14 protein-coding genes are annotated in these 15,170 nt (G+C 51.4%); all 14 read right to left on the bottom strand.

Annotated features, from left to right (window positions below; genetic code table 11):
• Positions 1-4 precede the first annotated feature (4 nt).
• The 14 genes from M0Q40_04830 to M0Q40_04765 all read right to left on the bottom strand — a co-directional run bounded on the left by M0Q40_04830 (position 5) and on the right by M0Q40_04765 (position 15,143).
• Complete coding sequence (locus tag M0Q40_04830; protein MCK9221937.1) at positions 5-490, bottom strand: hypothetical protein; 486 nt, start codon at positions 488-490, stop codon at positions 5-7.
• A gap of 28 nt (positions 491-518) precedes the next feature.
• Positions 519-641: a cyclic lactone autoinducer peptide gene (locus tag M0Q40_04825; protein MCK9221936.1), complete on the bottom strand. Its 123-nt coding sequence runs from the start codon at positions 639-641 to the stop codon at positions 519-521.
• Between the two features lie 16 nt (positions 642-657).
• The gene (locus M0Q40_04820) at positions 658-1,266 is read right to left on the bottom strand and encodes an accessory gene regulator B family protein (protein ID MCK9221935.1); all 609 of its coding nucleotides are present in this window, start codon (positions 1,264-1,266) and stop codon (positions 658-660) included.
• A gap of 111 nt (positions 1,267-1,377) precedes the next feature.
• A complete protein-coding gene (locus M0Q40_04815; protein ID MCK9221934.1) occupies positions 1,378-2,676 on the bottom strand; it encodes a glycosyltransferase family 4 protein in 1,299 nt (432 codons plus the stop codon).
• 129 nt (positions 2,677-2,805) lie between these two features.
• On the bottom strand, positions 2,806-3,942 hold the full coding sequence (alr, locus tag M0Q40_04810; protein ID MCK9221933.1) for an alanine racemase: 1,137 nt from the start codon (positions 3,940-3,942) through the stop codon (positions 2,806-2,808).
• Positions 3,923-5,515: an NAD(P)H-hydrate dehydratase gene (locus M0Q40_04805; GenBank protein MCK9221932.1), complete on the bottom strand. Its 1,593-nt coding sequence runs from the start codon at positions 5,513-5,515 to the stop codon at positions 3,923-3,925. The genes alr and M0Q40_04805 overlap by 20 nt, the downstream gene beginning before the upstream one ends.
• A gap of 13 nt (positions 5,516-5,528) precedes the next feature.
• Entirely contained in the window at positions 5,529-5,906 is a 378-nt protein-coding gene (gene acpS / locus M0Q40_04800; GenBank protein ID MCK9221931.1) for a holo-ACP synthase, read from the bottom strand.
• Positions 5,907-5,928: 22 nt separating this feature from the next.
• Positions 5,929-7,284, bottom strand: coding sequence for a phosphoglucosamine mutase (glmM, locus tag M0Q40_04795; protein MCK9221930.1), 1,356 nt, complete (start codon positions 7,282-7,284; stop codon positions 5,929-5,931).
• A 164-nt stretch (positions 7,285-7,448) separates the two neighbouring features.
• On the bottom strand, positions 7,449-9,023 hold the full coding sequence (gene cimA / locus M0Q40_04790; GenBank protein MCK9221929.1) for a citramalate synthase: 1,575 nt from the start codon (positions 9,021-9,023) through the stop codon (positions 7,449-7,451).
• Positions 9,024-9,047: 24 nt separating this feature from the next.
• The gene (locus M0Q40_04785) at positions 9,048-9,560 is read right to left on the bottom strand and encodes a 3-isopropylmalate dehydratase small subunit (protein ID MCK9221928.1); all 513 of its coding nucleotides are present in this window, start codon (positions 9,558-9,560) and stop codon (positions 9,048-9,050) included.
• Positions 9,557-10,822, bottom strand: coding sequence for a 3-isopropylmalate dehydratase large subunit (leuC, locus tag M0Q40_04780; GenBank protein ID MCK9221927.1), 1,266 nt, complete (start codon positions 10,820-10,822; stop codon positions 9,557-9,559). Before leuC ends, M0Q40_04785 begins: the two co-directional genes overlap by 4 nt.
• Positions 10,823-10,824: 2 nt before the next feature.
• The gene (locus M0Q40_04775) at positions 10,825-12,372 is read right to left on the bottom strand and encodes a 2-isopropylmalate synthase (GenBank protein ID MCK9221926.1); all 1,548 of its coding nucleotides are present in this window, start codon (positions 12,370-12,372) and stop codon (positions 10,825-10,827) included.
• 36 nt (positions 12,373-12,408) lie between these two features.
• Positions 12,409-13,998: a phosphoglycerate dehydrogenase gene (gene serA / locus M0Q40_04770; GenBank protein ID MCK9221925.1), complete on the bottom strand. Its 1,590-nt coding sequence runs from the start codon at positions 13,996-13,998 to the stop codon at positions 12,409-12,411.
• Positions 13,995-15,143, bottom strand: a complete 1,149-nt coding sequence (locus tag M0Q40_04765) for an alanine--glyoxylate aminotransferase family protein (GenBank protein ID MCK9221924.1) — start codon at positions 15,141-15,143, stop codon at positions 13,995-13,997. The genes serA and M0Q40_04765 overlap by 4 nt, the downstream gene beginning before the upstream one ends.
• Positions 15,144-15,170: the final 27 nt, after the last annotated feature.

Here is a 15,170-nt window from a genome sequence, read left to right as displayed (position 1 = left end):
AAACTCACATTTTCCCCTGACGCGGTTTATAGCCTAAAACCGATGCATTGACAAGTACAAGGTTAAAACGCCAAATAGCAAACACTAATACAAGGAGTATGGAAATAGACATCCAGCCAACCACTATCGACAAAGTTTGGCTTTCCACAACCTGTTGGGACGACCAACCTAACAAGGTAGCCACTGGCATAGCCAAGGCAAACTCCCCCAAGGCCAGACATAAGAAGGCAAGGGAAGCGGCACAAAAGGAAACTTGAATCGGGACTTGAACCAAGATCACACCTAAAAGAGCATAAAGTGCAATAAGAAGCAGTACGTGCCAACCAAAAAGACATTCTAGACTACGAAACAGAACGCCCCCTAGCCAGTAAATGATTGCATGCAAAAGTAACTGTTTCTTTTCTAGCTTAATGCCAAGTAACCCATAGCCAACGTAACTCATTAACAATGATTCCGGCAACGCGTGTAGAAGATAGAAGTAGATTGGCAAGCTGGCAGCCCCTTTCTGTATTAATTCATTAGTCTCTTAGGCTCTTTGGTACTTCTGGTTGATGGAAGACCCAAAGGGAAGCCGAAGAAACATTGACCAAGGCAAATACCATCGCTGCTGCTGCCGCCAACGTCAATAATAGCCGTTTCATTGATTGTCACCTCCTTCTACAGCCGTCTAAGCCCCCGATCAAGAAGCTTAGCAAATCGTTCCCCACAGGGTGTCAAAGAAAAAAGCTGCCAGCCCAAACCTAATAACATCGCATAACCATGTTCTCCTTTTACGAATAAGAGTAGCACGATGACGATCAACAGGGACACAATGGATAACAACCGCAATCTAGAGCGTCGCTTAGGGCTGTTTATTGGTTTCTCGGGCACGTCCATGGGCGCATACAGTAGTAGAAGAACAACACCTAAGACGGCTGTGAGGGCGGCGGCAATAAATAGCCACGTTTCTGTTAGGTTTCTTGCTAAGATTCTTGATAAAAAGGCTAAAGAGTTTGTGTAAAAGACGGCGATCACTGCACAATGCAAGCTTGTACTAGCATGGGCTCCGCCGGAGAAACTTCGTAGAATGCCAACGGCAATAGCAACCAGCAGGGCGCCAGGAAATAGTCTTAGCACAATGCTGCTTACAATGATCAGCGAGTAAGACGTAACAACCGTGAACAAACATTTAAGACCAAACTCTACCTGTTCTCGCTTTTCCGAATCTAAACCCAATTCTGTATCAATACTATTTAAGATTAGGCCGATCAGCTTGTCTACAATCATGGCTCCCCATCGGATTACGAATCATTCTCATACTTAAATGCTTCGACTCAGGTTACCGAAATCCTTCCTGATTTTGCCTATCATAAACAAATTGATACCAGTAGTTTAGTCCTAGTGTTTCTGGGCCGGGATGCTCTCGGAGTCTATTGTTTTTTGGTAACGACTAGGTACTCTTGGGGTAAACAGACGACCGAACATACTAGCCAACCCCTTTTGGTCATGGTCTTGGGCCCATGATGTCTCATCAAAGCGATCCAATATCCGGTGGTAGACTTGGACGGTTTGCTCGGCTATGACCAACCAGTTATACTTCTCTAAAACATCCCGGCGAGCCTGTTGGGCTAGTTGTGCCCCTAGGTTCGGTGTAGAAAACAGCGTAAGAAGATTGTCCGCCAAGGACTCCTCATTTCCGCAATAGAACTTGAGCCCATTTGTACCATGCTTGATAATCTCATCAAACCCACCAATGTTACTGACAATTACCGGTACCTGTGCAGCCATGGCCTCAAGGGCCACAATCCCAAAGGGTTCATAGGTGCTGGGAAAAACAGCCACATCAGCGATACCGAGGAATCGGTTGCGCTGTTCGTCATTGATAAACCCTGTAAAGCAGACGTGGTCGCTCACCCCAAGTTGCCTTGCTTTCTCCTGGAGAAAGGCAAGCTCAGGACCTTGACCGGCGATGATGAGCTTGGTTTGCGGGTAGGCGGTAAGGACGTGGGCAAAGGCATCCAGTAGGATATGTACACCCTTTTCTCTCACTAAGCGGCCCATAAAGAAGATCAGGTGCGCACCTTCGGGCGCGTACTGATTCCGGATAGATGCCAACTCTCCTTGGGGAATCGAAGGGAGGACTCCGTTAACCCCGTTGGGGATAACGTGGAGCTTATCCGCGGGGATCTGAAAGATCCGCTGCAACTCTCCATGCATGAACTTACTACAACAAATCACTGTCCAGGCCTCAAAACACAACCACCATTCCACATCACTGATTTGTCTTTGTAGATCGTTATGTAACCCGCCATTTCTGCCCCATTCCGTGGCATGAATCGTTACCGCCAAGGGACGTTGGTACGCATGTTTCAGGGCCACCCCACTGTGGGCAGTAAGCCAATCATGGGCATGGAAAAGATCAACGGATCCCACCCTATTCACTACCTTGAGGGCGGCCTCCAAAAGATCAATATTCATCTTGAGAACATTTTTCACGAAATCCCCATGGATCGGTCCCCTCGCCGTTGCTCTCCAGACCTTAACACCATAGAAGTTCTCCTGGGGCGGACAATCTTGATCCTGGACCGTTACCACATGCACCTCATGGCCTAGTCTGGTAAGGGCAATGGACAACTCAGCCACATGACGGGCAAGCCCCCCCACCACCCGGGGAGGAAACTCCCAGGTTAGCATCATAATTCGCACATTGCTGCCTCCTTTGAAAGAAGTATCAGAAAGCGGTTTGCAGGATAAAGGTTCTGTCTATAGAATGTCCACCTCTGCCTGCTTTATGCGAAATGATGGTCTCTTTGGTTGGTAAGTAGCCTAGGCCGGCCGCATGGGAATGGTATCTTTACTAGTATATAATCTCGGAATACGGGGGCCAATGGCACAGACAATCTCATAGGAAATCGTATCAGACCAATTGGCCAGATCCTGGGCGGAGATTCTGTTATTACCCTGGGTACCGATGAGCACCACCTCATCATCGACGCCAACAGGATCACTACCTAGGTCAACCATCAGCTGATCCATACAAATATTACCAACAACCGGATAAGGACGACCACCAATTAAGACCTTGGCCTTCCCTTTGAGTCTACGGGTGTAACCATCGGCATACCCGACAGGGAGCACCCCGATTCTTGTCTTCGCCTTGGTTGTATAGGTCTGGCCGTATCCGATACCCCACCCGGGGGGTACTTCTTTGATCTCAGATAACTTGGCCTTCCAACTGAGGGCTGGAACAAGTTGGGGTTCTGGGTACAATCCATAAAGGGCCAATCCTACCCGTACCATATTTAATCGACTATCGGGATAGTCAATGGCCCCGGCGGAACTGGCCATATGGTAACAAGGGATCTCAATACCCCGGGCGCTGATTGCCCCGATCACATCCACGAATCTACTAATCTGTCTTGTGGCATGCACCGTATCCGAGTCCGCAGTGGATAGATGGGTATATACCCCTTCCACAATTAGGCCCGGCAGATTTGCCACCTTCTCCACAAAATCCGGTCCATTGGTATATAACACCCCTAATCGTCCCATACCAGTGTCCAACTTGAGGTGGACATTTAGCCGATGTCCAAGGCTCTGTGCTGAATGCGATAAGCGTTGGGCACTTTGCCAATCGGGGACCGTCACCGTCAAATTCCAGCGGAAGAAAGATTCAAAATCCTTCGGGTCGGGAACACCAAAAACTAGGATCGGTGTGCACACTCCCGCCCGACGCAATCTAACACCTTCTTCAACAGTTGCCACGGCGAAACGACGTACTCCACAATCTAGGCATGCCTTGGTCACAGCGATGGCGCCATGTCCATAGGCATCAGCCTTAACCACCGCCATGAGCATTGTCTTCGGACCAATGACTCCTTCCAAGTAGGCCACATTGTTCCTAATCGCCCCCAGATCCACCTCTGCCCAAGCCCGTTTTTTCTCATAATTCCTGCTGCACAACCCGGTCATCCCCTTTTTGCGGTGCCTCCACCACTTGCCTATGGGCTAAGGGTAGCAAATCTGCCAATTCCTGGGCGCGCAAACCCGCCCTGCCCCTGTCTTGGGCCCATAGATCACCTGCTAAGCCATGTAAGTATGTGGCTGCTATCGCCGCCCTTTGCGCATCTAGCCCCCAGGCAAGGCACGCCGCCACACACCCGGTAAGTACATCTCCGGTGCCTCCGGTAGCCATAGCCACATTGCCCCGGTTCATGATCTGCCCTTGGCCCTGAGGCGTAGTAATAATCGTGGGAGCACCTTTCAGCACAACAACACAACCAAAGGCCCCAGCCGCCCTTTGGGCACTACCGATGGGGTCTTTTGTAATCTCCTCCACTGTAGAGTCTAGAAGACGGGCCATCTCCCCAGGATGAGGGGTAATTACCACCGAAGCGTTCTTTGACCACAGGGCCAATAGTTTTGGATCCTCGGCCAAGACGTTGAGGGCATCGGCATCGATCACCGTGGGGATTTGCACCACACCTGCTAAAGCTTCTATCAGTTCCTTAACACCTGCCGCTGTAGATAGTCCCGGACCAATGGCAAGGGCCCCTGCCCGTTGGCAGAAGGCCACAATCTCCGCGGCGGCTTCTTTGGTGAGGATGCCGTCCTCATCGGGTAATGGAAGGGTCATTGCTTCGGTTAGCTTGGTAGCAAAAATCCCATTTAGGCTGGCCGGTCCCCCGAGGGTAACTAGCCCCGCTCCAGTGCGGACCGCTCCGTAGGCCGCAAGGGTGGGAGCCCCACTAAGGCCCCGACTTCCTCCAACTACCAGCACCCGGCCAAAGTCCCCCTTATGCTGATTGGGTTCCCGCCTAGGCAGGACTCCCTTAACCAAGGTCTCATCAACTAAGTACAAGGATTCATCGTCCCCAGCTGTTAGCTCTTGGGGTATACCAATATCCGCAACGTGCCATCGACCTGTGTAGCTAGCCCCTGGATAAAGCAAAAGCCCTCGCTTCGGTAACGCAAAGGTCACCGTCACCGTAGCCCGGATTGCCTCGGAATGAACAGCCCCCGTATCGGATTCCACGCCGGTGGGGATATCTACTGCTACCACAGGAATACCACTCTCATTGATCACCTTCACCAAGTCCTGGTAGATCCCACTTAAGGGTCCCCGGGCTCCAGTACCAAGCATGGCATCAACCACTAGATCGGACATGCGCAACATAATGGACAGTTTTGAGAGAGACTGTTCCTCAACCTGATACACACTAATCCCCAGTTTGTGGACAATCCCAAGGTTCACCGCGGCATCTTGGGTGATCTTCTCTGGCTCACAGGTCAGGTAAACCCTTACCCGAGCCCCCAACAGATGGAGATGTCGTGCCACAACAAAACCATCACCACCGTTGTTTCCCGGACCCGCGAAGACAAGAACCCGCTTATCCGTTAGATCTTGGGAGAGCTTTTCCACCTGACTAACAATCGCCAAGCCTGCATTCTCCATGAGAATAATACCCGGAATTCCGTACTGCCCCACGGCAGCACGATCAATTGCCTGCATTTCCCTGGCAGTGACCACTCGCACGATGATACCTCCCTTATTCGCCTACGGCAACGGCTGCTGCGGCCGCATATTTCCGTTCGTGGGTAAGACTAATGTGCACGAAGGAGATCCCCCGTTCGCAAGCACACAAAGCCAACGAACCCGACAAACGGACCACCGGCTTTCCTGAACTGTCCCTTAGGATTTCTATCTCCTGCCAACGAATTCCTGTTTTCGTGCTCCCAAGGGCCTTATATACTGCTTCCTTACCGGCAAAGCGGGCTGCTGCCCGCTGCAGATCAACAGAAGCGCCCCCAATGATCTCCAGTTCATCGGGGGAGAAAATGCGTTTGAGCAAGCGATCACCAAAGCGGGCATAGGCTTGCTCGATCCGCTCATTTTCTACAATGTCGATGCCAATACCCTTAACCAATTGACTGCCTCAACTCCAAAGTTTAACTGGCACATCCTAACTGGGCCACCACAGCCCCCTCCACCAACAGAATTGCTTCCTTCAGGCAATCCTCATCCTTAGCCTCAGCCATAATCCGGATCAATGGTTCAGTTCCCGATGCCCGCACGAAAATGCGCCCTTGATCACCGAGAATGGTCTTGGCCTTGGCAATGGCCTCATTTACCACTACGTTTTCCGCAAAATGCTTATCCCGCACAGGCACGTTGATTAGCCTTTGGGGAAAAGACTCCATCACCCCGGCAAGCTCCGACAGGGATTTTTTCTCCCGATTAATCACACCCAACAGCTGAATTCCCGTTAAGATTCCATCGCCCGTGGTATTGTAATCCGAGAAAATAATATGTCCTGATTTCTCCCCGCCTAGGTTCAGCTGATGCTGGATCATCGCCTCCCAGACATAGCGATCTCCGTTTTCCACAAGGAGAACATCGGCCCCCTGGGCCCGTAAGGCACTGGCCAGCCCCATATTACTGTACATCGTAGCTACCAATGTCCGCTTGGCCAGTTTGTCTCGTTTGAGAAGATCAAGGCCACAAATAGCCATAATCCCATCGCCATCGACAATTTCGCCCCGTTCATCAACGGCAATCACCCGATCCGCATCTCCATCGTGGGCAAGTCCCAATACAGCTTTGTGGGCAATCACCGCTTGGCTTAAGGCCTCAGGGGATGTGGAGCCACAATGGGCATTAATATTGATCCCATCGGGGCTTGCATTAAGAACGATCACCTCCGCCCCAAGTCTTTCGTAAACCCGGGGCGCAACAAAACTAGCTGCCCCATTAGCGCAATCTACAACAATGCGCATGCCACCAAGATCCAGTGGGGTGGTATTTACCAGAAACTCCACCAGCCGGTCGGTGGCATCGGACAGCTTATGTACCCGCCCAATACCCGGCCCCGTCGGGGAAGGTAACAAGTCCTTCTCACCTTCGAGGAATCCTAGGACCAGTTGCTCAATCGCATCTTCCGTTTCATCGGGCAGCTTCAATCCTCCCTGGGAGAAAAACTTGATACCATTATCCGCGAAGGGGTTGTGGGATGCAGAAATCATGATCCCAAAGGTCGCCCCGAGGGCACTAGTCAGATGAGCAATCCCCGGGGTGGGGATTACGCCAGCATGGAGGATATCACAACCAGTGGAGGTTACACCGGCAACTAATGCCGCCTCCAGCATGGGACCCGAAATTCTCGTATCCCGACCGATTACCGCCGTCCCCTGCTTTCCCTTGGTAAGATAAAAGGCCGCGGCCCGACCTAGAAAGAAAGCCAGCTGGGGAGTCAAATCCTTGTTAGCTGCACCCCGGACTCCATCGGTACCAAATAGTCTTCCCAAATACTAACACTTCCCTTCGAAGTCTTCTCACTTGAGTATATGAATTAACTCTGACCCTGGAGATTTCATCTCTTAGAAATTCGTGATCGACTTTGTATATCCCTTCAAACAAAGTAAAAGTCCCCGGGTTCCTAACAAAAGGACCCGGGGACTTTGGCATGTGCCTATTGATAAGCCTTAGCTTTCAATAATCCGTACTCTATACTATCAACCAAGGCAAGCCAACTTGCCTCGATAATATTCGTGGATACACCAACGGTTCCCCAACTAGTACCATCGTCCGTTGACTGGATTAGAACACGCACCTTCGCAGCAGTGCCCTCTTGCTCATCCAAGACCCGCACCTTATAGTCATTGAGCTTAATCCTCTGGACCTGGGGATAAACCTCGACTAAGGCCTTGCGCAGTGCCCCATCAAGGGCATTAACCGGACCATTTCCTTCCGCTGCCGTGTGAAAGGTGCGACCGTGCACCTTGATCTTAATGGTCGCCTCGGAGTGGGCGTCTTTCCCCCCATTGGATCGGTCGGTAATCAGGCGAAAGCCAACCAAATCAAAGAAGGGTTCGTACAGACCAAGGGCCCTATTTAGAATCATTTCAAAGGATGCCTCCGCACCTTCAAAATAGTATCCATCATGCTCTAGTTGCTTGATGGTACTTAAGATCTCCTGCATCTTCTCCGAGTCCTTCTCCAGTTCAATGCCGCATTCCCTGGCCTTGTAGATGATATTACTCGTACCAGCTAGTTCCGAAACCAATACCCTTCTTCTATTACCCACAAGCTCCGGCAGTATGTGCTCATAGGTCTGGAGATGGCGCAACAGGGCACTTACATGGATCCCCCCCTTATGGGCAAAGGCACTACGCCCTACAAAGGGTTGGTGATCATCGGGAATCACGTTGGCCTGTTCACTTACATAATGGGACATCTGGGTCAACTGGGCCAAGTCCTTCGGATCTAGAATAGAAAATCCCATCTTCAATTGAAGACTAGGGACAATCACACAAAGGTCTGCATTACCCGCCCGTTCTCCATAGCCATTGATCGTACCTTGAATCTGCATCGCCCCTGCTTCCACCGCAAGGATGCTGTTGGCAACCGCCACACCTGAATCGTTGTGGGCATGAATGCCCACCGGTAGATCAAACTCCTCGATAACATGCCTGGTAATCCGCTGTACCTCGTGGGGTAGGGTACCCCCATTGGTATCACAAAGCACTAAACACCGGGCGCCCCCTGCCGCAGCGGCCCGGAGGGTTTCTAGGGCATAGTCGGCATTATGCTTATATCCATCGAAGAAGTGTTCTGCATCAAAGTTAACCTGTAGACCCTGCGCCACCAAAAACTCAATGGTTTCCCGGATCATGTTCAGGTTTTCCCCTAGGGTGGTGCGGAGGGCCTCAGTCACATGAAAGTCCCAGCTTTTGCCGAAGATCGTAGCCATGTGCACCCCGGAGTTAAGGATGGCCTTCACATTGGTATCCTCTTCGGCTTTGATTCCCGCCCGCCGGGTACTACCGAAGGCTGTCAGCACCGTCTTTTTCAAGGGAATGCCCTGCATGCGCTGGAAAAACTCGATGTCCTTTGGATTAGATCCCGGCCAGCCGCCTTCAACGAACTGAAAGCCGATATCATCTAGTTTCCGGACAATACGAATCTTATCCTCCACCGAAAAGGAAATACCTTCTCGTTGGGTTCCATCCCGCAGAGTAGTATCATAGATCTCTATCTTCCGCACAGAATCACTCCTCCCCCCACACCACTATTTGCTTCCCTGCTCAATGCGCTGCTTGATAAACGAGGTAAGACCACCAAGCTCCATAATCTCTTGCATAAAGCCCGGGAACGCTGCGGCCTGATACTCCTTATTCGTCGTTTTGTTCACAATTACACCGGTGCCTAGATCCACACTCAACACATCCCCATCCTGGGCCATGATGTCTGGGCATTCCAAAATGGGCAAGCCAATGTTAATCGCGTTTCGGTAGAAGATCCGGGCAAAGGAACGGGCTACAACACAGCCAATACCAGCTGCCTTAATCGCAATGGGGGCATGTTCTCTAGAACTGCCACAGCCAAAGTTCTTTCCCGCGACGACAATGTCGCCTCGCTGTACTTTCCGGGGAAAATCCGGATCCGCATCTTCCATGCAATGCTTTGCCAACTCCTCCGGGTCCGATGTGCTCAAATACCGGGCCGGAATAATCGCATCGGTGTCAATATCCTGGCCAAAGGCCCAAACCTTACCTTCGATATTCATGGTTACCCCCCTCATAGATCAAGATCCTGTGGACCGGCAATCCGTCCTAGGACAGCTGACGCGGCTGCTACGGCTGGATTGGCAAGGTAGACCTCGCTTTTTGGGTGACCCATCCTCCCCACAAAGTTGCGGTTCGTAGTCGATACAGCCCGTTCGCCACTGGCTAAAATACCCATGTGTCCACCAAGACATGGCCCACAGGTGGGCGTGCTCACCGCAGCCTCCGCGGCGATAAAGGTCTCGATTAAGCCCTCTGCCATCGCCTGCCGGTAAATGGCCTGGGTACCCGGAATAACGATGGTCCGTACATGAGGGTGGACCTTTCTGCCCTCCAAGACTGAGGCAGCCAGGCGCAGATCCTCAATTCGACCATTGGTGCACGACCCAATCACCACTTGATCAATGGGTATATCACCCACCTCACTAATGGGTCGGGCATTTTCCGGCAGGTGAGGGAAGGCAACCTGGGGCTCTAGTGTGCTTACATCCCACTCATAAACCTGGGCGTAACTAGCCGTAGGATCGCTTTCCACAAATTCATAGTCCCGCTGGGCCCTTTCTTTCACATAGCTTTCAGTCTTTTCGTCCGGTGCAAAAATGCCATTCTTGCCCCCGGCTTCAATGGCCATGTTGGCCATGGTAAACCGGCCATCCATTGATAGATCTCTGATTACCTCACCGGTAAACTCCATAGCACAGTACCGGGCACCATCAACCCCGATCTGCCCGATGGTATATAGAATCAAATCCTTTCCCGTTACCCAAGGCTGCAGCTGACCATGAAAGACAAACTTAATGCTCTCCGGTACCCTAAACCAAGCCTCACCTAGAGCCATGCCCGCTGCTAGATCCGTACTACCCACTCCCGTAGCAAAGGCACCCAAGGCCCCATAGGTACAAGTATGGGAATCGGCACCAATCACCAGATCACCTGGTAGAACCAAACCAAGCTCGGGAAGAAGACAGTGCTCAATACCCATCCGCCCTACTTCAAAAAAATTGACCAATTCCTGCTCCCGGGCAAACTCTCGGATCATCTTGACCTGCTCCGCTGAGGCGATGTCCTTATTGGGCGTAAAGTGATCTGGAACAAGCACCACCCGCTGACGATCAAATACCTTTGCCGCGCCCATCTTGGCAAACTCCTTGATGGCCACCGGTGCGGTAATATCATTGGCCAAAGCTAGATCTATCTTGGCAAAAATTAGTTCACCTGGAGTGACCTTTGCCTTGCCAGCTTTCTTGGCCAGTATTTTCTCCGTAATGGTCATTGCCACACCTACTCACCCCTACCTACCGTGTTTTCCTTAAACCTGCTTTGTTCATATGCCCATTTATTCAAAGCATGGACATATGCTTTGGCACTAGCTTCAATTATATCTATGGACATCCCCCGACCAAGATGGGTCCGTCCGGAAGTATCTTCAACCCGCACCACAACCTCACCGATGGCATCCTTCCCCTCGGTGACTGCTTGCAGGGAGTACCCTGCCAATTGCACAGCCACATTACAAGCCCGGTCAATGGCTTTATACACCGCATCAATGGGCCCTCCCCCACAGGCGGCTTCCTCCGCCACTACACCGTTTCTACGAATCCTTACTGTGGCTGTGGGCACCGCACTATGCCCACCGGTCACATGAAGGTACTCCAACTGGAACACCTCTGGGATCTCTGTAATTTCATTTTCAATGATTGCTTCAATATCCCGATCGGAGACACCCTTTTTCTTGTCTGCAAGCTCAATAAATCGCTGGAAGACTGTCTCCATCTCTTCTTCATCCAGAGAGTACCCCATCTCCGCAAGACGGGCCCTAAAGGCATGTCTTCCAGAATGTTTCCCCAACACCAGCCGCCTTTGACTAAGACCAATGGACTCAGGGGTCATAATCTCATAGGTGGTCCGCTCCTTCAAGACACCATCCTGGTGAATCCCCGATTCATGGGCAAAGGCATTGTCTCCGACAATAGCCTTATTCGGTTGTACATTCATACCTGTAAGACTTGCCACCATACGGGATGAACGGTAAATGTGTTTCGTATCAATATTGGTTTGCACCCCGTAGCTATCAGAACGGGTAGCAAGGACCATGGCCAACTCTTCCAAGGCCGCATTCCCGGCCCGCTCACCCAAACCGTTAATGGTGCACTCCACTTGTCTTGCGCCCTGTTCTATGGCGGCGAGGGTATTGGCCACAGCAAGGCCAAGATCATTATGACAGTGCACGCTTAGGATCACCTGATCAATCCCCGGTGTATGGGCCATGAGGTAGGCGATCAACCGACCAAACTCCCCGGGCACTGCATAACCCACCGTATCCGGAACGTTGATGACCGTTGCCCCCGCCTCAATGGCTGCGGCTAGAACCTCCGAGAGAAACACCGGATCGCTACGGGTGGCATCCTCTGCGGAAAACTCCACATCATGGACGAGGCTTTTGGCATGTTGTACCGCCGTACTTGTCATCTGCAACACCTGTTCCGGTGTTTTACGCAGCTTATACTCCATATGGATCTTGGAGGTGGCCACAAAGGTATGGATACGTATCTTCTTACCGTCCTTTAAGGCCTCATAGGCCCGGTCAATATCCTGGGGTAGGGCCCGGGCTAAGCCGGTAATGATCGGACCTTCCACCTGCTGGGCAATGCTTTGCACTGCGGTAAAGTCCCCCGGAGAAGCTATGGGGAATCCCGCTTCAATTACATCAACACCTAGACGGGCTAACTGTTTGGCGATCTCCACTTTTTCTTGCACATTTAAGCTTATTCCCGGTGATTGCTCCCCATCCCGAAGGGTCGTGTCAAAGAAATAGATCTGTCTTTTCATCGCGTTTTCCCCCTACAGCTTTTCCTTAAATCTATCCTACCACTGCGCCATATACACCTCGGTAATGTTCTCTAGTTTGGACATCTCTTGGAGTACATCCTCAGGCACCGGAGTATCTACACTAAGCACCATCACTGCATTGCCAGATATGGCCTTACGGCCCACCTGCATCGCCGCAATATTGATTTTGGCCCTGCCGAGGATGGTCCCCACTTGCCCGATAATCCCTGGTTTATCAATATGATATGCCACTAATAGATGCTCTGCGGGCAATACATTCACCGGATAGCCATCAATCCGAGTCAGCTGAGGCACCCCGTTCATGGTAAGGTTACCAGCCACCATACGACCTTGTTTATCCCCTTCGGTGGTGTTCCGGAGGATAATCACCGCATTGGTGCCATCCTTCTCCTCTTCCCGGATCTCCGCAACCCGAATGCCCCTTTCCTTGGCCAGTAACGACGCATTCACATAATTGACCTCACCGTGGAGGATCGGTTCGAGCATACCTTTAAGCACAGCAGTAGTCAGTGGGGTCACATCGTAGGATGCGATCTGCCCTCGGTAGACAACTTCGATGCTTTGATGGTTGCCGCCAACTAAATCCGTATAAACCTGGCCTAGTCTGGAGGCTAGTTCCATATATGGCTCGAGCTTTTCCATCAGTTCCGGTCTAAAGGCTGGTAGATTGACTGCGTTCTGGAAGGGTTTGCCTTTGAGTACACAGACTGCTTGTTCTGCCACATCCACCGCCACATTAACCTGGGCCTCACTGGTGGAAGCACCAAGATGGGGGGTTACCACCACCTGGCTACAACTAAAGAGTGGATGGTCTAGTTGGGGAGGTTCTGTGCAGAAGACGTCAAGGGCTGCACCGGCTACCTTCCCACTTTGGATGGCGGCATAAAGGGCATCCTCATCAATAATTCCGCCCCGGGCGCAGTTAATAATCCGTACACCCTTCTTCATCAAACCAAATTCCCGCGGGCCCACCATATTCTCAGTGGATTTCGTCTTTGGAATATGGAAGGTAAGAAAATCCGCTCTTTCTAGGACCTGTTCAAACTCCAAAAGCTCCACACCAAGTCTCTTGGCCACCTCTGCGGAAAGATATGGATCATAACCAATAACGTTCATGTTCATGGCTAAGGCCCTTTGGGCGACGGTTTTACCGATTCTGCCAAGACCAATCACACCCAAGGTCTTGCCCTCCAGCTGTACCCCCATAAAGCTTTTTCGGTCCCACTTTTTACCCACAGTTAAACAAGCGTGAGCTTGGGGAATATTGCGAGCAAGGGTAAACATCATCGCCACGGCATGTTCTGCTGCAGCTAGGGTGTTTCCCTCGGGGGCGTTAATAACCACAATTCCCCGTTGGCTTGCTGCCAAAAGGTCGATATTATCTACGCCAACCCCGGCCCGACCGATCACCTTTAAATTTCGTCCAGCTTCGATGATCCTCTTGGTCACTTGGGTGCCACTGCGGACCAGTATGCCATCGTATTCACCGATGATCCCAGCTAGTTCGTCTTCATTTAGACCCAGCTTCACATCGACCTGAATCCCGGCTTCTTTCAGCTGATCAATACCCTCTTGGCTCAGTTTGTCGCTGACTAGAACCTTCATTCCGCCAACACCTCCTGAGCTGCCTTGATCCCAGCACCCAGTGGTAGATCACAGCCCACCTTCTTCAAGGCTACCTCCATGGTGGCAATGACACCGAGCATATCGATTGGGGTACTATAGCCCATGTGTCCCACCCGAAGGATCTGACCCTTAAGATGATCCTGTCCTCCGGCCACAACAATGCCAAACTCTTTGTTGAGGACCTTGCGGTACCCTTCTACATCAAATTTCCCCGCCCCCACAACTGCGGTGACCGTGGGCGAGGCGTACTTTTCATCTTTCACAAACAGCTCCAGTCCCATGGCTGAGAAGGCGGTTCTGGTCATCCTTCGCATCACTTTGTGCCGCCTGAGAATATTTGGCAGACCTTCGGCCTGAAGCATATCCAAAACCTCAGCCAAGCCATAGACCAATTGTACATTAGGCGTAAAGGGTGTTTGACCCTTTTTCACTTCTTTAAGATAGGCACGCAAATCTAGATAATAACGAGGTGATGTATTTCCTTCGATGACTTTCCATGCCCGCTTGCTGCAAGCGATAAATGCAAATCCCGGAGGCAACATGAGACACTTTTGCGAACCCGTAACAGTAATGTCTACACCCCATTGATCCATGTTAAACTCGGCGCCACCAAGGGAGCTCACCGCATCTACCACTAGCAGCGCATCGGAACCACCCCGGGCTTTGCTGATCCCTTCGATATCATTGAGCACCGTTGATGAGGTCTCGTTTTGGGTGGCGAAGATCACCTTAATATCCGGGTTTTCCTGTAGGTGTTTTGCGATCATCGCCGGATCAGCCGGTGTGGACCAATCATACTCATAAGTGATTACTTCAGCCCCATAGCTTTCGGCAATCAGCGCCCATCTTTCCCCGAACTTACCACCAACACAGACTAGTACCTTATCCTTAGGGGAGACGGTATTAGCCACTGCAGCTTCCATGGCCGCGGTTCCGGAGCCTGTGATTACCATCACGTCCTCTTCGGTACCGAAAAGAGGCTTTAATCTACCGACCACATCGGCGTAAAGAACCTTAAATTCAGAACTTCTATGCCCCATCATGGGCTTGGATGTTGCCCGCAGTACCCGTGGTGGTACGGGGCTTGGGCCTGGAATACGTAAGTCTTTTTTCTCTTCGAACATGATCATCACCTCAAGACAAATTCTCAC

It is taken from the genome of Limnochordia bacterium (assembly GCA_023230925.1).
GTDB lineage: Bacteria > Bacillota > Limnochordia > DUMW01 > DUMW01 > JALNWK01.
The sequence above is the reverse complement of the archived record's forward strand: the minus strand, read 5'-3'. Positions and strand labels throughout refer to the sequence as shown.

Coding starts and splice junctions, on each gene's coding strand:
- M0Q40_04825 (MCK9221936.1), bottom strand. CDS start 641: ATGAAACGGCTATTATTGACGTTGGCGGCAGCAGCAGCGATGGTATTT.
- M0Q40_04820 (MCK9221935.1), bottom strand. CDS start 1,266: ATGATTGTAGACAAGCTGATCGGCCTAATCTTAAATAGTATTGATACA.
- M0Q40_04815 (MCK9221934.1), bottom strand. CDS start 2,676: ATGATGCTAACCTGGGAGTTTCCTCCCCGGGTGGTGGGGGGGCTTGCC.
- M0Q40_04785 (MCK9221928.1), bottom strand. CDS start 9,560: ATGAGGGGGGTAACCATGAATATCGAAGGTAAGGTTTGGGCCTTTGGC.
- M0Q40_04775 (MCK9221926.1), bottom strand. CDS start 12,372: ATGAAAAGACAGATCTATTTCTTTGACACGACCCTTCGGGATGGGGAG.
- serA (MCK9221925.1), bottom strand. CDS start 13,998: ATGAAGGTTCTAGTCAGCGACAAACTGAGCCAAGAGGGTATTGATCAG.
- M0Q40_04765 (MCK9221924.1), bottom strand. CDS start 15,143: ATGTTCGAAGAGAAAAAAGACTTACGTATTCCAGGCCCAAGCCCCGTA.